Annotated in this window: 13 protein-coding genes; 10 read left to right on the forward strand and 3 right to left on the reverse strand. The window is 46.6% G+C overall.

Annotated elements, in window-relative coordinates; all coding sequences use genetic code 11:
* Positions 1–5: 5 nt before the first annotated feature.
* Together DW732_RS03010 and DW732_RS03015 are read left to right on the forward strand one after the other, a co-directional pair.
* Complete coding sequence (locus DW732_RS03010) at positions 6–3,392, forward strand: hypothetical protein (RefSeq protein ID WP_147356354.1); 3,387 nt, start codon at positions 6–8, stop codon at positions 3,390–3,392.
* A gap of 22 nt (positions 3,393–3,414) precedes the next feature.
* Positions 3,415–4,218 (forward strand): glycosyltransferase family 32 protein, encoded by an 804-nt coding sequence (locus tag DW732_RS03015; protein WP_199569724.1) that lies wholly within the window; start codon positions 3,415–3,417, stop codon positions 4,216–4,218.
* 34 nt (positions 4,219–4,252) lie between these two features.
* Here the strand turns inward: DW732_RS03015 and DW732_RS03020 are convergent, their stop codons facing one another.
* Positions 4,253–5,116 (reverse strand): glycosyltransferase family 2 protein, encoded by an 864-nt coding sequence (locus tag DW732_RS03020; RefSeq protein WP_158567335.1) that lies wholly within the window; start codon positions 5,114–5,116, stop codon positions 4,253–4,255.
* 62 nt (positions 5,117–5,178) lie between these two features.
* Between DW732_RS03020 and DW732_RS03025 the strand changes: the two genes are divergently transcribed.
* The 3 genes from DW732_RS03025 (at position 5,179) to rfbB (ending at position 9,045) form a co-directional block, all read left to right on the forward strand.
* Positions 5,179–6,717 (forward strand): oligosaccharide flippase family protein, encoded by a 1,539-nt coding sequence (locus DW732_RS03025; protein WP_158567336.1) that lies wholly within the window; start codon positions 5,179–5,181, stop codon positions 6,715–6,717.
* Between the two features lie 127 nt (positions 6,718–6,844).
* On the forward strand, positions 6,845–7,951 hold the full coding sequence (gene wecB / locus DW732_RS03030; protein WP_118098681.1) for a non-hydrolyzing UDP-N-acetylglucosamine 2-epimerase: 1,107 nt from the start codon (positions 6,845–6,847) through the stop codon (positions 7,949–7,951).
* Between the two features lie 77 nt (positions 7,952–8,028).
* Entirely contained in the window at positions 8,029–9,045 is a 1,017-nt protein-coding gene (gene rfbB, locus DW732_RS03035; RefSeq protein ID WP_118098831.1) for a dTDP-glucose 4,6-dehydratase, read from the forward strand.
* Positions 9,046–9,099: 54 nt separating this feature from the next.
* Here rfbB and DW732_RS03040 read toward each other — a convergent pair whose 3' ends face one another.
* Positions 9,100–10,215 (reverse strand): glycosyltransferase family 4 protein, encoded by a 1,116-nt coding sequence (locus DW732_RS03040; protein ID WP_158567337.1) that lies wholly within the window; start codon positions 10,213–10,215, stop codon positions 9,100–9,102.
* Positions 10,216–10,298: 83 nt separating this feature from the next.
* Complete coding sequence (locus tag DW732_RS03045) at positions 10,299–11,276, reverse strand: glycosyltransferase family 2 protein (RefSeq protein WP_118098684.1); 978 nt, start codon at positions 11,274–11,276, stop codon at positions 10,299–10,301.
* A gap of 138 nt (positions 11,277–11,414) precedes the next feature.
* Here DW732_RS03045 and DW732_RS03050 point away from each other — a divergent pair, with 138 nt between their 5' ends.
* The 5 genes from DW732_RS03050 (at position 11,415) to DW732_RS03070 (ending at position 17,879) form a co-directional block, all read left to right on the forward strand.
* On the forward strand, positions 11,415–12,155 hold the full coding sequence (locus DW732_RS03050; RefSeq protein ID WP_233539342.1) for a glycosyltransferase family 2 protein: 741 nt from the start codon (positions 11,415–11,417) through the stop codon (positions 12,153–12,155).
* A 12-nt stretch (positions 12,156–12,167) separates the two neighbouring features.
* Positions 12,168–12,494: a DUF2304 domain-containing protein gene (locus DW732_RS03055; protein WP_233539349.1), complete on the forward strand. Its 327-nt coding sequence runs from the start codon at positions 12,168–12,170 to the stop codon at positions 12,492–12,494.
* A 160-nt stretch (positions 12,495–12,654) separates the two neighbouring features.
* Entirely contained in the window at positions 12,655–14,691 is a 2,037-nt protein-coding gene (locus tag DW732_RS09785) for a DUF6541 family protein (RefSeq protein ID WP_147356356.1), read from the forward strand.
* A gap of 366 nt (positions 14,692–15,057) precedes the next feature.
* A complete protein-coding gene (locus DW732_RS03065; RefSeq protein WP_370214040.1) occupies positions 15,058–16,593 on the forward strand; it encodes a glycosyltransferase family 2 protein in 1,536 nt (511 codons plus the stop codon).
* 98 nt (positions 16,594–16,691) lie between these two features.
* Positions 16,692–17,879: a LicD family protein gene (locus tag DW732_RS03070; RefSeq protein WP_118098692.1), complete on the forward strand. Its 1,188-nt coding sequence runs from the start codon at positions 16,692–16,694 to the stop codon at positions 17,877–17,879.
* Position 17,880 lies beyond the last annotated feature (1 nt).

Here is a 17,880-nt window from a genome sequence, read left to right on the forward strand (position 1 = left end):
ATAAGATGTCTGGCCTGTCGGAGGATTTCTCCCTCGACGGCCTCTCCGCGAAGGCTGCCGACGGCGGGTCGCCCCTGCTCGGCGACGAGTGCGAGCTGGGCCTGTCCGTCTCCGGCAATGCGGGCTCGGTCAGGTACAAGTTCGTCTGGGAGCAGGGCGGCTGGTCTCGCTGGGGGTCAATCCGCCAGGGCGAGCCCTCCGCGTCTTGCCCCTGGACCCCCGAGGTGACCGGAGACGTCAACATTTGGGTGGACGCCATCGATTCGGCCGGCCGCGTCACCACGCGCAAATTCCCCGTGCATGTGGACGCTTGCCGTCTCTCTGTTGACGGAGGGCCCGAGTTGGAGTGGTCCCCCGGTATGAAGGTTCCCATTCATGCGGCGGCCGCACCCGGCGCGAAGCTCAAGTTCGTCTGGCAGAAGGACTCCTGGGCCGAGTGGGGGGTTGCGCAGGGGCCGTCCGAGGCGACATCTTGCGCTTGGGAGCCCGCGTCGTCCGGTTCGTACAGGGTCTACGTTGACGTCTCCGTCGGCGGCCTCTCCGCGACCTCCGTGCTTCCCGTCAGCATAACCGAGGATTTCTCCCTCGACGGCCTCTCCGCGAAGGCTGCCGACGGCGGGTCGCCCCTGCTCGGCGACGAGTGCGAGCTGGGCCTGTCCGTCTCCGGCAATGCGGGCTCGGTCAGGTACAAGTTCGTCTGGGAGCAGGGCGGCTGGTCTCGCTGGGGGTCAATCCGCCAGGGCGAGCCCTCCGCGTCTTGCCCCTGGACCCCCGAGGTGACCGGAGACGTCAACATTTGGGTGGACGCCATCGATTCGGCCGGCCGCGTCACCACGCGCAAATTCCCCGTGCATGTGGACGCTTGCCGTCTCTCTGTTGACGGAGGGCCCGAGTTGGAGTGGTCCCCCGGTATGAAGGTTCCCATTCATGCGGCGGCCGCACCCGGCGCGAAGCTCAAGTTCGTCTGGCAGAAGGACTCCTGGGCCGAGTGGGGGGTTGCGCAGGGGCCGTCCGAGGCGACATCTTGCGCTTGGGAGCCCGCGTCGTCCGGTTCGTACAGGGTCTACGTTGACGTCTCCGTCGGCGGCCTCTCCGCGACCTCCGTGCTTCCCGTCAGCATAACCGAGGATTTCTCCCTCGACGGCCTCTCCGCGAAGGCTGCCGACGGCGGGTCGCCCCTGCTCGGCGACGAGTGCGAGCTGGGCCTGTCCGTCTCCGGCAATGCGGGCTCGGTCAGGTACAAGTTCGTCTGGGAGCAGGGCGGCTGGTCTCGCTGGGGGTCAATCCGCCAGGGCGAGCCCTCCGCGTCTTGCCCCTGGACCCCCGAGGTGACCGGAGACGTCAACATTTGGGTGGACGCCATCGATTCGGCCGGCCGCGTCACCACGCGCAAATTCCCCGTGCATGTGGACGCTTGCCGTCTCTCTGTTGACGGAGGGCCCGAGTTGGAGTGGTCCCCCGGTATGAAGGTTCCCATTCATGCGGCGGCCGCACCCGGCGCGAAGCTCAAGTTCGTCTGGCAGAAGGACTCCTGGGCCGAGTGGGGGGTTGCGCAGGGGCCGTCCGAGGCGACATCTTGCGCTTGGGAGCCCGCGTCGTCCGGTTCGTACAGGGTCTACGTTGACGTCTCCGTCGGCGGCCTCTCCGCGACCTCCGTGCTTCCCGTCAGCATAACCGAGGATTTCTCCCTCGACGGCCTCTCCGCGAAGGCTGCCGACGGCGGGTCGCCCCTGCTCGGCGACGAGTGCGAGCTGGGCCTGTCCGTCTCCGGCAATGCGGGCTCGGTCAGGTACAAGTTCGTCTGGGAGCAGGGCGGCTGGTCTCGCTGGGGGTCAATCCGCCAGGGCGAGCCCTCCGCGTCTTGCCCCTGGACCCCCGAGGTGACCGGAGACGTCAACATTTGGGTGGACGCCATCGATTCGGCCGGCCGCGTCACCACGCGCAAATTCCCCGTGCATGTGGACAATAACTTGTCTAATTTCACTTCGGTTTCCGTGGAGCCCTCAGATGGATCTGTTTCCGCTGGGGATACAGTTGCTATTACTCCCAATCTGATTGTTCGTAATAAGAAAGGCGTTAAATATAAGTACGTTTGGATGAGAAACAATTGGAATGAATGGGGCGTTTTAGATTCAGGGGAAGGACTCTCTTCACTAGATTGGGTTGTTACAAAAACCGGAGAGATTTCATTCTATATAGATGTAATTGATACTTTAACTGGACAAACGCTTACGTGTAAAAAGGTCTGCTATTTTGTCCCAGAAGACTGGTCTTATAAAGGCATATCCGCTTCCAACGCTTTTGTTAAGCCTGGTGATAAAGTGTCCGTTACAACTGAGTGCTTGGGGGATACTCGTTTTCTGAACTATAGGTATGTTTGGAGTAGGAACAACTGGTCAAATTGGGGCATTGCTCAGAATGGTTCCGATGCTTCCCTATCTTGGACTCCTGATAAACCAGGTGAGTATGATATTTATTGTGATGTGAGCGGCTCTGATGGTAAGGTTACTACTCGCAGGATTCATATCGGTGTTTGGGACTATTCGAGAATTACAGCTATATCTACTGATGGAGATTACTCATGGGGCGTTCGTGCGGATATGGGGACTCTTGATGCGGAAAAATCCGGTCAATTTGAATTTAAATTTGTCTGGGCGAAACCGGATTGGAGTCAATGGGGCGTCCTGAGAGCGAAATCAACCATTAACAATGCGTACTTTAATCCATCCGATTTGGGCTTGGGTCCGGGTTACTATGCCTTGTATTGCGATGTATCCTACCCCGATGGGTCGGTCCATACTAAGTCTACGCAGGTTTATTACAATCCAATCGGAAGTTCGACCGTTCTTGGCGTCAGTAGAATTAGCCTGCTGACATGGCTTACTTCGCATCAGTATGATTCTTATTATCTGGGCACGCGTTATTCCGGCGGCTTCTCATATGACACATGTCTTTACCCCAACGGAAGTCCAAGATGGGACGGCTATACGGGTATGAACTGCACTGGATTTGTTGCTCATGCTTATGCTGCTGTTGGTGGGGATGTTTCAGCGATAGGCAGGAATAACGCACATTCGCCATGGGCCGGCGGGCCTGGTGGGGGAGGCTATATTAATGCCTGGCGTTGGTATGGTTATGCTTGTGACTCTGGTTGCAAAATGTATGAGTTTAGAACTGTTCGAGATATGCTGAATAGCGGCTATGCGCAGAAAGGCGATATTATTTTCTTCAAGACGAATGGGGCAATCGATTGTCATATAGGCTTTTTCTGGGGTGATACTCCTTATGAGAATAAGATGTGGCACCAGATTCTTCCGGGCAATTTAATTGGTCCCTGCTTTAACAATGCAAATAAAAGTGAATACAACCAGAGCGTTGTTTTGATTAAATAGTCGATTGAGTTTGGAGTTTCAGTTGAACGAGAACCATATCCCAAAAGTGATTCACTACATTTGGTTTGGGAATAACGATTTGCCCGAAGAGGCAATCGAGTGTATTGAGTCATGGAAGAAATTTTGCCCAGATTATGAGATAAAGCGTTGGGATGAATCAAACTTCGATTTATCTTCTAACAATTATGTTAAACAGGCATATGAAGCTAAGAAATGGGCATTTGTAAGTGACTATGCGCGCTTATGGATTTTAGTTAATGAAGGCGGTATCTATATGGATACCGACGTTGAGGTCCTTAAGTCTCTTGATCCTTTTTTGACCAACCGTGCTTTTTCAGGTTTCGAATCGGACGCTTCTGTGCCAACTGGAATTATGGCTTGTGAAAAAGGATTCCCGTTGTTTCAAAGGCTTTTGGATGATTATGATGCACGTTCGTTTATTAAGAGCGATGGATCGTACGACCTAACGACAAATGTTGTAGTGATTACAAAAGCTTGTAAGGCCCTCGGACTAAAGCTTGATAATACAATGCAGACAGTTGATGGATTCACACTGTACCCAAGCGATTGGTTTTGTCCCAAGAGTCATGAATCTGGTGATATTCATCTTACTGAAAATTCTGTTACCATACATCATTTTAACGGGTCTTGGATCGATGAGGTTGAGCGGGGTTTGCTGAAAGAGAGGCGTCGTTTCCTCACTTGTCATTCTTGGGTTAACCCAATGCTGGCCGGATTAATAGTACGGCTCCAGTATGGATTTAAAACAAATGACTTCAAGCCCTTGACTTCAGCATTGAAAGCCTTTTTTGCAAACCGAAATTAATTTAAATGGTCTTAGAATAGAGCCCAATCAATGATTAGGCTCTATTCATGTATTTCTTAAACAATGGTTCTAATACTGCGGCAAATGGTATTGCCGGTGAAATGGCGCCAACGGACTTTGCTTTTTTAAATGCAAAAAGGATGCCGTCTCCGGCAATCTTTGACCACATTAGATAAAGAATAGTCTCCTTGAATCTCTGCATGAGTGTGTCACTGAACTCTATGCACTGCTTTTTATATTCGGCGTAACTGCGCGGATTTTTTAATAATATGCGTTTGTAGTTGGCCGAATAACCATCGGGCAAGTATTCACCTTTACATATTTCCCTATTGCATAGCAGATGGTTATATTTACGGTCAATTTGATCAAATTGATAAACCTCAGGAATGAAGTTTTCTCCTTCGGCAATGTAAAAAGGATGTGACCTTACAACGCTCGTTAATGTAGCAATGCAGGTCTCTCCTTTATAGCCATATTGTTTGTAGAGCGATGATAGCTTTGCTTCGGTCTTGCTGGGAAATTGGTTGTTTCGAGCGAACTGGGGCGTAGCAATACCAATAGCATCTCCTGCGTTTTGCCACGACGTTAATATGAAGTGGACCGCATCAGGTGTGAGATAATCGTCGGAATCAACACACATGAACAGTTCTGAAGTGCATTTTTCTGCAGCTAAATTGCAGGCTCGTTGTTTTCCGCCATTCGCTACCTTTATATATTCGATTTCGATAGCTGATTCCTTTGCAAATGAATCAAATAAGCTCTGTGTCCCGTCCGTCGAGCCATCATCGACTACCAGCCAATAAAAACGAGAGTCAGTTTGTTTTTTCAGGCTTTCGTATAACCGCCTTAAGGTATGTTCTCTATTATATGTAGGTGTAAAAATGCAAAGCTGTTTCACTTCTATGCCTCTATCTTAATTAAGATTTACGTTTCTTGAATATGAGTTTGAAAGGTTCCCGTGTGAAGATTGAATCCAGTAGAAAAGCAGGCGTAATTATATCTTATGCCTATTCAATTGTTCAGATTCTTGTTCAGTTGCTATATGTTCCCATCTTATTAAAGGGTATCGGCCAGGCCGAATACGGTCTCTATCAATTCGTTGGCTCTATTATGGCTTACCTTACGGTAATCAATACTGTTCTTGCTTCGAGCGTGACTAAGTTTTATAGCAAGGCATATCTTCAGGACGATTCTGAACTGATGGAAAATACTCTTGCAATAGCAAAGAGGCTGTTCTGGATCATCTCGTTCGTTGCAGTTGTCGTAATTCTATTTGTGGGGACAATAGTCGTCTATTCATACTCAAATTCGTTCAGCACGGCTCAGCTCTTCGAAATGTCGTTAATGTTTGTTGTTCTGGCCGCAGATATGGTTGTGGTTATGAATAACATCATTAGCATCGCCGTTATCACCGCTCATGAGAAATTCGTTTTTCTGCGTCTGTCCCAATTGATTACAGCCATTCTTCAGCCTTTGCTAGTAGTTGTGTTTATGCATTTCTGGCCTTCTGCACTACTGGTTACTTGCATGACCTTTCTTGCAAATCTACTCTGTGCCTTAATCCAGCGAGTGTTTGTTTTTAACATTCTTAAAGCAAAATCCACTTTCCACGGAATGGATTGGAAGCTCGCTAAGGAGATGCTGCTGTTTTCTTCGGCGGTAATATTGGTTGCCTTTTCCGATCAAGTTTTCTGGAAATCAGGCCAACTAATTCTAGGATATTTTTATGGTGCCGACTTAATTGCTGTATTTGCGATAGGTGCACAAATTTACTCTGTTTACATGGTTTTAGGAACATCTATATCTACTGTATTTCTTCCAAAGGTTACTGATATTGTGCTTCATTCGGTTGATTCAGCTGCTGATCTTTCTCGGCTTTTCATCAAAGTTGGAAGAATTTCCTTTTATGTTGCATTTCTTGTTCTCAGCGGTTTTGCGATTTTTGGTCAGGATTTTATTACCCTCTGGGCGGGGCACGAGTTCGCTGATGCTTATTGGGTTGCCATGATAGTTATGGTGCCATTTACAGTTGATATCATTCAAAATCTTGGTCTTATAATTATGCAGGTCAAGGATGTATACCAATTTCGAGGCTACATGAATGCCGCAATTGCTGTAATTAACGTATTTATTTCTATATTTCTATGCAGGTTGTTCGGAGTAACAGGTTCAGCCATATCAACAGCTGTTTCAATTGCCATAGGAAATGGCCTTATTATGAACTGGTATTATGCAAGAAAGTTAGATATGGATATTCTTCAGTTTTGGAAGAATATTCTATCGATTTTAGTCCCTCTTTTAATTACCTCTTTTGGGTTTAATGTTATTTGGACTTATTTTGATTGGCATGGTTGGTCGGCGCTGGTTACTGGAGGTTTGATCTATTCACTTCTATATACGGTGGTTTCTATTATTTTTTGCTTTGATGCTTATGAAAGAGAGTTCGCTAAAAATTTGTGGGCCCAATTATTCGTAATATTTAGTTTTTCTAAGCGCTAAGGATTATTTCGTGAATTCATTTACCGCGGAACTGATCAAGACGGTCAAACCGATTCCTTGGATTGGGGCACTGTTACAGTTTGATTTGGTTGTCATTGCTATTGATCGAGTTAGACAGGGGAAATAAATGATACGTAAGAAAAGGGTTCTGTTAGTTTTTGGTACGCGCCCCGAGGCAATCAAGATGTGCCCACTTGTCAATGAGCTTAAGCGTCGTTTCGACAAATTTGATACTACCGTCGTTGTTACGGGGCAGCATCGTGAGATGCTTGATCAGGTCCTGCGCGTTTTCAATGTCAAGCCGGATTATGACCTTGCTATTATGAGACCGGGACAGACTCTGTTTGATGTGACAAGTGATGTCTTATTGAGACTTAAGGCTATTCTTGAGAATGAAAAACCTGATGTCGTGCTTGTTCACGGAGATACTTCTACTAGTTTTGCTGCTGCGCTTGCTTGTTTCTACTTGCAGATTCCTATCGGACATGTAGAAGCTGGTCTTCGTACGCATGATATCTATAGTCCTTGGCCTGAGGAATTTAATCGACAGGCAGTTGACATCATAAGTGAATATTACTTTGCGCCTACGGAGAGGAGTAAGCAGAATCTGATTGATGAAGGGAAGTCTACGCAAAAGATTTGGGTCACAGGTAATACTGGTATTGATGCCCTGAGAACGACTGTCTGCGGTACATATTCCCATCCTGAACTAGATTGGGCGAATGGATCTCGTCTAATACTAATTACCGCACACCGTCGTGAGAATCTGGGCGAACCCATGCATAGGATGTTTCGCGCAATACGTCGTGTGATGGAAGAGCATCCAGATACTAAGGCTATCTATCCGATTCATATGAATCCTCTTGTGCGTAAGGCTGCACATGAAGAGCTCGATGGTTTTGAAAGACTCCATATTATTGATCCGCTTGAAGTACTTGATTTTCATAACTTCATGGCGGCAAGTTATCTTATCCTTACCGATTCTGGCGGTATTCAGGAAGAAGCGCCTGGTCTTGGCAAGCCCGTTCTTGTCATGCGAGATACCACTGAGCGTCCTGAGGGTATAGAGGCCGGAACTTTAAAACTTGTTGGAACAAAGGAAGATGTCATTTATCGCGAGTTTAGTCGGCTGCTCTCTGATGAAACAGAATATGCGGCAATGAGCAATGCGTCTAATCCCTACGGTGATGGTCGTGCGAGTGAATATATTGCGAATGTGCTGGAAAATCGTTGATTAATTATTAAATGATTTTGAGTTATCGTTTGATGTTGGCTGGTTCAAAGTGATGTGTGTTGAATGATGCAGATTCCATGATTGAGAACATCATCGTCACGGGTGGCTGCGGCTTCATCGGCAGCAACTTCGTGCACTACGTGGTCAACAACCACCCGGGCGTTCACGTGACCGTTCTGGACAAGCTGACCTACGCCGGCAACCCCGAGAACATCGCCGGGCTCCCCTCCGACCGCGTGGAGCTCGTCGTGGGCGACATCTGCGACGCCGCGCTGCTCGACCGCATCGTCCCGGGCCATGACGCGATCGTGCACTACGCCGCCGAGAGCCACAACGACAACTCCATCGCCGACCCGGAGCCGTTCCTGCGCACCAACGTCGAGGGCACCTTCCGCCTGCTGGAGGCCGTCCGCAAATACGGAATCCGCTACCACCACGTCTCCACCGACGAGGTCTATGGCGACCTGGCGCTCGACGACCCGGCGAAGTTCACCGAGGAGACGCCGTACAAGCCGAGCTCCCCGTACAGCTCGACCAAGGCCAGCTCCGACATGCTCGTGCGCGCCTGGACCCGCACCTACGGCTTGCGCACCACGATCTCCAACTGCTCCAACAACTACGGACCCTACCAGCACGTGGAGAAGTTCATCCCCAGGCAGATCACCAACATCGTCGACGGCGTCCGCCCCAAGCTCTACGGCCGCGGCGAGAACGTCCGCGACTGGATCCACACCGAGGACCACAGCTCCGCGGTGTGGGACATCCTCACCAAGGGACGGATGGGGGAGACCTACCTCATCGGAGCTAATGGCGAAAAGAACAACATCACCGTCCTGCGCATGATCCTCACGGCCATGGGGCGCGACCCCGAGGACTTCGACTGGGTCGCCGACCGCCCCGGCCACGACCGCCGCTACGCCATCGACTCCACCAAGCTCCAGCGCGAGCTCGGCTGGAGGCCGGCGCACACCGACTTCGCCGAGGGCCTGAAGGCCACTATCGACTGGTACGTCGCCAACGAGTCCTGGTGGCGCTCCGCCAAGGAGGCCACCGAGGCGCGCTACCGCGCTCAGGGGCAGTGGCGGGCCTCATAGAATCATATCTCTGATGGCTAAGGGCGGTTCGGACATAAAAGTTGGTCAGTGCCTTTAATTGTCGTTAAAGGACGCCGTGTCCAGGATATTTTTGTAGAGATTCAAGGCCGTTTGATCCCAAGTGAATTCAGAGCAAACTAAATCATGAACATTATGAGAGTGCTCTAATAGCATGTTTGGGTTTTCAAAATATGCCAGGACTGCCTTTTGGATGGAGTCGATTGAACAGACTCGTAAAATCGTACCGTAATTTCTTTCGGGGATGACATCAGATGCGCCTGCGCAATCACTGACCACAATTGCGCATTTTTGTGCTGCCGCCTCAAGAAGAACGGTTGGCATGCCCTCCGGATATTCGCTAGGCATAAGAAAGCAGCTGGCATAGCGAAGCAAGGATGACATGTCAGATTCATTTAATCTTCCGACAAAATGGATTCTTTCATTTTGTGCGTTGGAGACTGCTGTATTTAATGGGCCACTGCCCGCAATAACTAAATGAATGTTTTTGCCGTGAATGCCGTCGATTGCCTCTATTGCTTTCATAACGCCTTTTTCCTCAATCAGGCGACCGGCATATGCAACAACAAATGCATTGGGAGATATATTAAGCTCAGAATCCCAGTCTCTTTCTGACGCGGATGCGCAGTATGCGTCCGCGTCAATTGAGTTAGGTATTACGGAATGGGGCGAAAATCCCAAGCTTTTTATCCATTGTAAACTTCGATTTGAAACAGCGCATGCAACTGGCTTGCTTCTAGAAATGATTATTGTTGACAGTCCTTCGTATAATCGCATGAGATATCCCATTGGACTTTTTTCTGTAGACAAATATCCGGAGCTATGGTCAATTAAAACTGGCCGTATGCACTTTTTAGCGGCAACCCTGCATGCAAAATGGCAAATCGGATAATAGCGAGTATTAATAATAATATCGCTGATGGGCAATTCCATTATTTGACGGAAAGCCCGAAATGTGCTCGGTATCGGTTTAATTATAGGAAATCTGTCATTCATAAGAGACACCGAGGGTATCTCGATTAGAGAGACGTTGTTTTCGCTTATAAAGCTGCCAATTCTTTCCGAATCTGAAGAGGTGACAACAACAACTTCGTTGCCAAGCTCAGCCAATTTCTTAGCGAGGTTTTCAGTGTATCGCTCCACACCTCCCATATGAGGGGCGTAATATGCGCTGGCAATTAATATTCGTCGCACGGTTATCCTTTGCGTCAAGTGGTTGTCGTTGTTAAGGGCAATTACAGTTTAGAAATGATGTAGAACGCAGGCCAGTCAAGGTGAAATTTCTGCAAACCTAGTAGCACCCCTACGCCTAGGCGAATTTTTAAGGTCTGGCCTTTTGGTTTTAGAATACCTATATGAGGATTCTTTAGATAGTTCGGAAAATGCTTTCGTGCGTGCGAGAAAACGAGATCATATTTTGATTTCATCAGCTCCGGACCGCAACCCCTATTAAAAACAACCAAGGCATTGATCATGTTTGCTAAATAGGTGTATTCAATAACATCGAATCTGCTTTGCGGAAGTTTTGAGAGATCGTGGCTTTCAAGGAAAAGGTCAAACATTTCCGCCATGATTTGCTCATGATTTTTCTTGTAGCTCATTGAACCGGTGATGGATTGGCGATTGAAGTAGTAATAATAGCCCTCGTATGGAATGATTTTCACTTTCGCGTTGCAGTAAAAGGCGCAGAGGCTAAAGTAGATATCCTCACCGCAAGGGACACCGGTAAAGCCCAGTTTGTTTTCTTCGATAAAGGACTTTTTAAAGAGTTTTGCCCATGCAATCGCATAGGTTGTCGTACTCCATACGCTGTTTGATATGCGATGCCTTTTCAGTTTGCCATCAATATCCCTTATGAAACCTCCTGCGATGATGTCGTAGTCGCCATCTTCGGCTGCCTGAAGATAAGTTTCGATATAATTGGGAGCGACATAGTCATCGCTATCTACAAAGAAGACATATTCACTACAAACATGCTCGAGGGCCCTTTCCCTTGTTCGTCCAAGACCTAAATTGCACTCATTATTTAGAACTCGAATTTTTGAGGGGTATTTCTCTTGGTATTCCGAGAGAATGAGATCGCTATTATCGGGGCTGCAATCATTTACGCAGAGAATTTCATAATCAGAGACAGTCTGGTGAACGAGACTATCGAGACAGCGATTGAGATACTTTTCAACGTTATAGACTGGGACGATGATTGTAGCTTTCATTTGAATTCCTTATCTCAACGGTAAAGGACGATTGTTGCATGAATAGGCTATGCCCGTTTGTTTCTTATCGTATATGCCAATGCGATATGAGTGAATATATAATAAGCGTATGTTTCAGCTACTCATAAGATATATTGAATGGCTGTTCAGGTTCTACTAATTATGTCACGAGAGAATGGTGCTCGATTGTCGTCTAGATCGAATGTACTTATTGCAATCCCAGCATATAACGAAGAGGAATGCATTGAGGGCACAGTTAAAGAGCTTCGATCGATTGCTCCGGACTTCGACTTTATTATTATCAATGATGGTTCACGCGATAGGACGGGCGAGATCTGTGATTCGCTGAGCTGCAGAGTTATTCATATGCCGATTAACTGTGGCCTTACAGTTGGTTTTCAGACCGCAGCTCGATTTGCCGTTGATCATGGATACGACTATATGATCCAATTTGATGCTGACGGGCAGCATCGTCCGGAGTATTTGGCTGCTCTTGTTGAGAAAGCGGTAAATACTGGTTCAGACATTGTTATCGGTTCTAGGTTTCTGACTGTCCGCAAAGATAAATCGATGCGCATGGTTGGTTCTCGCATGATTACTGTTTTGATTAAGGCGCTGACTGGTCATCGCATCAGTGATCCCACATCCGGTTTTAGGCTGTTTAGTCGCCCTGTGCTCGAAAGATATTATTACGACAACACTCTAAATCCCGAGCCAGAATCGATTGCTTTGTTTTTAAAGCAAGGGTATTCGGTCTCTGAAGTTCAGGTATCAATGCGTGAACGCCAGGGTGGCGAGAGCTATTTAAATCCAATTAGATCGGCTCAATATATGCTTAGGGTTTTTGCTACTCTTCTTATTGTTCAGTGGTTTAGGTGATTCATTGTGTCTATGACGTTGCGCGCACTTCTAATCATTTTTGCTGCCCTTGTATTCACCTTCGTAATTCGGAAGTTGAAAAAATCGCAGATACAGGTCCTTGATTCTTTGTTTTGGCTATTGTTTAGCCTGAGCTTCGTTTTACTTGGCGTATTTCCAGAAATTGCATTATTTATTTCTTCTGAGCTTGGTTTTATGTCGGCCTCGAATTTTGTTTTTCTTTACGTTATCGCGGTTCTCGTGATGAAAGATTTTTCTAATTCGCTCCGCATCTCTAAACAGGAGGAACGCATCAATGGTTTGGCACAGTCGATTGCTCTTGGCAAATCTGATGAATAATTCCTACACGGGCTATCGAATGCAGTTGACTTTCTGATAAAGCAACCGAATGTTGTCGTTGGCCAATGTGGAGTAATCTCAATCTTCATCTTTTTTATTGTGCTTGCTTGTGCGTTTTGGTAAATATTGCTTTTTATTGATTTAATTGGTTGGTTTATTTATGTACGGCTGGTTCTTATTTTTGTGTAACGCATCTGCGTTCCTTTGCGTTCTCTATTTTCCCGGAATACTGCTCGCTTGTGCAGTACGTTCGAGAATCGACCTTCTTCAGATCGCCATTGCTCCGGCATTGAGTTTCGCCCTGTATTCGACCACGGGGCTAGTATTTTCTATTTTGGGCTTCTCAACTAACGCTCTCTTTTTCTTCATCATTAACTTTGTCATTGGTCTGAGTCTATTTGCTATTGCTCGGGTTTTTTTAAAGCAATTAACTGTATCGATCTCAAGACAAGACCTTTCTCTTGCTTTTCTGTATGTCTGTGTGGCTTTAGTTCTAACTTCGATTTTCTTTGTCAAGAATATGGATAGCGCCTTTAGCTTCGATCAGGCTCACGACAATGTTACGCATTTGAATTTGATTCACTATTTTATGGCTTCTGGGGACTATACACAGGTGCCTAATATTTATTCTCTGCTTCCAGAAGGTGTGACGCCGTGTACTGGTTCTAATGCCTCAGGTGGGTTTTATCCCTCCGGTTGGCATATCATTGCGGCCGTTGCCGGCGGATTGACTTCGCACAGTTCTGTTATCGCTGAAACTTCTTCGTTTGTTGTCTTGATGGCTGTCTGTTTTCCAATTTGCGTTCTTACTTTTATGCGGACTCTGTATCCCGATGATGATTCAGTTGTGCGTCTGGGATCGTTGTTTACTCTTGCTTTTTCTGCTTTTCCCTGGAAACTGGTCACTTGCAATGGACCTCTTTTCCCATATGTTATTGCTTGCTTTTTCGTTCCGGCTTTGGCTTCTGCGCTAATTACGTTGACGGCCTCTTTCGGAAGCGCTAAAAGCGACGTTTCCACTGCTTTCTTGATGTGTTTAGGGTTTCTTGGGGTTGCATTTGTTCACCCGTCTGCAGTCTTTACCTTTGGTGTGCTTATCTGTCCTTATATTGCGTTTCAGCTATACTTCGCAACATCCTTTTTCTCAGACAAAAAAAGACATAGCGTTATGGCGATTTTTTGCTTAGGCGTTGTTGCCGTATGGGTTTTTATGTATAAGCTGCCTTTTATGCAGAACACCGTTGGCTTTTGGTGGTCTAAGGAATGCTCTTTATTCCAGGCGTTTGTTAATTGCTTTGATTTTTCATTTTCTCTCGGGTGTATGGCCCAGCTTCTTATTTCTCTGCTCTTTATCGTAGGGGCCCTTTATTCCTTTAGAGAAAAGCGAAACAGGTGGCTATGTGCGTCGTTTATTGTTGGCGCAATGATCACTGTTGTTACTAAGGGTACCGATTTGTCGTTTAAATCGTTGCTGTCAGGATTTTGGTATACAGACGGTAATCGTGTGGCTGCTATTTGTGTGCTCGCATCGATGCCTTTGGTAGTTTTGGGCTGTCGTCGCATGCTCGAATTCCTTTATGACCGAATTAAGCGCTGCTATTGTTTTGAGCATTGGTCCGCTGGAGCCATCGTTTCAGTGCTCCTTTTAATTGCATCAGTATTGATTTATGCCCCTAATTTTGACATATATGGTCATTTAAATATCACTACTGCTTTTGGCAATACATCGGCTGCGCAGATTGGTAAATACTCACTTACCGCCCCTAATTTTTATTCGGGAGAAGAGCAAGCTTTTGTTAATGAGGTAAAAAAGGTTATCAATTCAGATGACGTTATTCTCAATAATCCGGAGGATGGCAGTTTCTTTGCAAATTCGGTTTCTGATTTAAATGTCTACTACCGCACGACGCATATTGGCGAAAATAACAATGACTCTAGGGACAGCCAATTAGTTCGTACTAAGTTGAATCAGATTTCAGTGAATCCTGAAGTTAGACAGGCGGCCCAAAATTTGCGTGCAAAGTATGTTTTGATATTAGGGCAAGGTGGTCGTAGAGATGACGAGCATCCTTATTATATGTACTATCAAGAGAAGCTCTGGAGGGGTATCAATAAGATCACAGATGATACTCCAGGGCTTACGCTAGTACTATCGAAAGGCGATAACCGTCTGTATCGGATAGATAATGTCAATTAGAGAATTATGGTTGGTTATTAGATGAAGTTTAAACTCGCCAATTTGCTATTTAGTGATTCCGACGTTATGTCTCAGCACCCATCGCTCTGCTATAGGGTGCTTGAGGGTAATGCGGTCCCAGCTTCGAATAGCTCTGTTGACATAGTGGCTCCGTCATGTATTGACTTTACGACGTACTTCAACTCTCTTTCTATTTGCAAGTGGCGGAAGTACACAATTGCAAATAGGTTCTATCTCCATTTTGAATATCGTGGTTCTGCCTGTGTTCTTCAACAGACATATGCCAATAGCTACAGCTGGAGCCCCTCTTTAGTAGACCGCTCGGACGCCGAGTTGTGCTCGTCTGATGAGTGGGAGTCCTTTGATTTGGAGCTCACTCCAATTGATGGGGAGACGCTTCACTCATTCCGCATTAGCACGGTTGGTCCTGCTAAGCTTCGCAACGCATATTATTATTGCGTTTGCGATGAGCATGATGTTCGCTCTGTTGAACTTGCGCTTGCAAGCACTACGTTCAAAAAAGAGGATTACATCCTTCGTAATCTTTCACTATTACAGAAATATGTGATAGATTCCGACGAGCTGATTGCAAAGCACTTCCATGTACATGTTATTGATAACGGACGATCGCTAGATTGTGCTAGCTTAAATTCTCCGCATGTCACGATTCATCCCAATCCTAATGTCGGTGGTTCCGGTGGATTTGCTCGCGGCATGATTGAGGCACTAGAGCAGTCTCCGAAAGCGACGCACGTTTTGCTCATGGATGATGATGTTGAGGTTCTTCCGGAGAGCTTCATTCGAACATTCAATCTGCTGTCATTGCTTAAAGACGAATATGTTGATGCCTTTTTATCTGGCGCGATGATGAGTCTCGAAGAGCCGGAGCTTCGTACTGAAGATTTGGGATTTTTTACTCAAAAGGGTAATTTTTCTCCTTTGAAACCCGAAGGTTATATGACGTCACTTCATGACATCGTTGAGTCTGAGGTTTTCCAGACGCCTTCGGATTTATATGGAGATACGATTCAGCAGTATGCAGGTTGGTGGTTCTGCGTGATTCCTGTAACAGCTATTGAAGCCTACGGGCTTCCTCTGCCGTTGTTTGTTCGATCCGATGATGCCGAGTTTGCTCTTCGCTGCAAGCCCAAATTCATGACCATGAATGGAATCTGCGTCTGGCATAATGCGTTTAAATTCAAATACAGCGCTGCTGTTGAACGATATCAGGTGAGCCGTAATACACTCATCAGTCAAGCGACAACTGGCATTGCACCGATTACTGATTTTCTAAAAGAAATCAGGCGAGAGGTCGAGCTTGATCTCAAGAAATTTAATTATGACGATGCAATGCTTGCTGTTAAAGGACTGGAGGATTTTCTGAGGGGTCCAGAATGGATTTCCCATCCTGTTGCCGAGGCGCGTTTCATGGAGGCAAATAGGGAAAAGGAGACGATGGTTCCTCTGGAGCAACTGGCTCCAGAGGCATTAAAGCTCGGCGTCGACCTAGACTCTTTGACCTATTACAATTTGTCCTTGGAAGGTGGCCGAAACAAACTGCAGTCTATTTTTGACTACATCACCATTAATGGTCATCGCTTTGTGAGTGTTTCAGCGAAGCGTAGGGGCAAGGTTGCTGTTATTGATGCTGCGGGATGGGTTTATCCTGCCGGTAAAATCAGGGATGTTGACACGCTTATTGTGGTAGATATGCCAAATAAGAAGGGCGCCATTAGACATATGGATAAGAAGCGATTCAAAGAGGTTTGGACTCGTTTTCGTAAAGCCGAGAAGTACTTCAAGCGTAACAAAGACAAGATTTATGCCGAATACGCTTCGTATAGAGATGTCTTTACTTCGATTGATTTCTGGAAACAGTATTTGAAAGAGGCGTCGGAGTAGCCTTCATGTGAGTGGGTTTCAAAGTGGGACCCACTCATTCTTTTGTATCATATGAATATTGTGCTTCGTTCATTGTCTGTCGTTGGGAAGGTTAAGCCATGTCCTTGCTTTCTGCTATTAAAAAGATTCTTCCTGGCTCCTCCCGATCGTTGCATGCTATGCATGAGGATATGGACCGTCGTTTTGACGAGGTTTTCGCCCGTATTGAGCAGGCTGATAACGGCATCAATATGAACATCAATTACAAATTCGATACTCGGTTATTTCCAGAAATTGAATTGCTCAAGCAACGCCAACAAAGCCTATCGGAACAGATGACTCTGCGCTTTGAATTGTTGGCTCGGCGTGCATACCCCGATCTCACCCCTTTTGAGCTCCGTTGCAAAATCTTTGATGCGTTACCCAACGCCGAGGGCGATATTCGATTGATGCAGCAGGCAAACGCAGCGTTGATGAGTAAGCTAGACGCGATTTGTACTGCCAATAATATTCAATATTGGCTTTCTTACGGCTCTCTTGTGGGGACCTTGTCTCGTTCGGGTTTTATTCCTTGGGACGACGATATTGATATTTGCATGATTAGATCCGATGTGGATAAGCTCACTGCCGCTTTGAAAAACGACCCTGAATATCAAATCACTCTCGTATATGACTGGTTTGTAAAGTGTCGTCAAGTTCGCTTTTGTTCAACTAATTCGCTTATACCTTGTTTTGTGGACATTTCGATTTACGACCGGGCGGCCGAGAATTCCAAGCGTGCGAACGATCAGCTTAGGCAACTCAGAATTGAGCTTATGGATTTCTTTGACAAAAATGAACGTGAGTTTAGCTTTTGGAAAGATAATCCTTGGATGGTTCATCCCGACAGTGGTCTTAGCGTGCAGTGCGGGGATGTTGACTTGGAGGCTCAGAGAACGGTTGTTTCTTCTGCGGAGATTGATCTTGTCCAGAGCGTATTCGATTCGTTTAACGAAAAGGCTCATGATCTAGGTTTGTTGACCGATGAGTCTTATGGTGATTTTGCATACGCGATTGATAACGTTTTTGATGCCCCTAAACGTAAAATAATTTGGGACTGCAACGATATCATTCCCGTAAGAAAGCATCCGTTTGACAGTTTCTCTTTTTTGGTTCCCGCGAAAGCGGAAAAGGTCGCTGATGATTGCTATCCGGGATGGCCTTACATACCAATGGACATCTGTGGGCATGATCATTTTGCAAAGGATGTTTTGTCTGATCCCGATGTTCGCTCCGCGATGGCAAGGTTTGTCGACGAATGTAATTAGT

The organism is Collinsella sp. AM28-11LB (assembly GCF_003469895.1).
Lineage (GTDB): Bacteria > Actinomycetota > Coriobacteriia > Coriobacteriales > Coriobacteriaceae > Collinsella.

Coding starts and splice junctions, on each gene's coding strand:
- DW732_RS03010 (WP_147356354.1), top strand. CDS start 6: ATGTCTGGCCTGTCGGAGGATTTCTCCCTCGACGGCCTCTCCGCGAAG.
- wecB (WP_118098681.1), top strand. CDS start 6,845: ATGATACGTAAGAAAAGGGTTCTGTTAGTTTTTGGTACGCGCCCCGAG.
- DW732_RS03055 (WP_233539349.1), top strand. CDS start 12,168: ATGACGTTGCGCGCACTTCTAATCATTTTTGCTGCCCTTGTATTCACC.
- DW732_RS03070 (WP_118098692.1), top strand. CDS start 16,692: ATGTCCTTGCTTTCTGCTATTAAAAAGATTCTTCCTGGCTCCTCCCGA.
- DW732_RS03050 (WP_233539342.1), top strand. CDS start 11,415: ATGGCTGTTCAGGTTCTACTAATTATGTCACGAGAGAATGGTGCTCGA.
- DW732_RS03045 (WP_118098684.1), bottom strand. CDS start 11,276: ATGAAAGCTACAATCATCGTCCCAGTCTATAACGTTGAAAAGTATCTC.
- DW732_RS03040 (WP_158567337.1), bottom strand. CDS start 10,215: ATGGGAGGTGTGGAGCGATACACTGAAAACCTCGCTAAGAAATTGGCT.
- DW732_RS09785 (WP_147356356.1), top strand. CDS start 12,655: ATGTACGGCTGGTTCTTATTTTTGTGTAACGCATCTGCGTTCCTTTGC.
- rfbB (WP_118098831.1), top strand. CDS start 8,029: ATGATTGAGAACATCATCGTCACGGGTGGCTGCGGCTTCATCGGCAGC.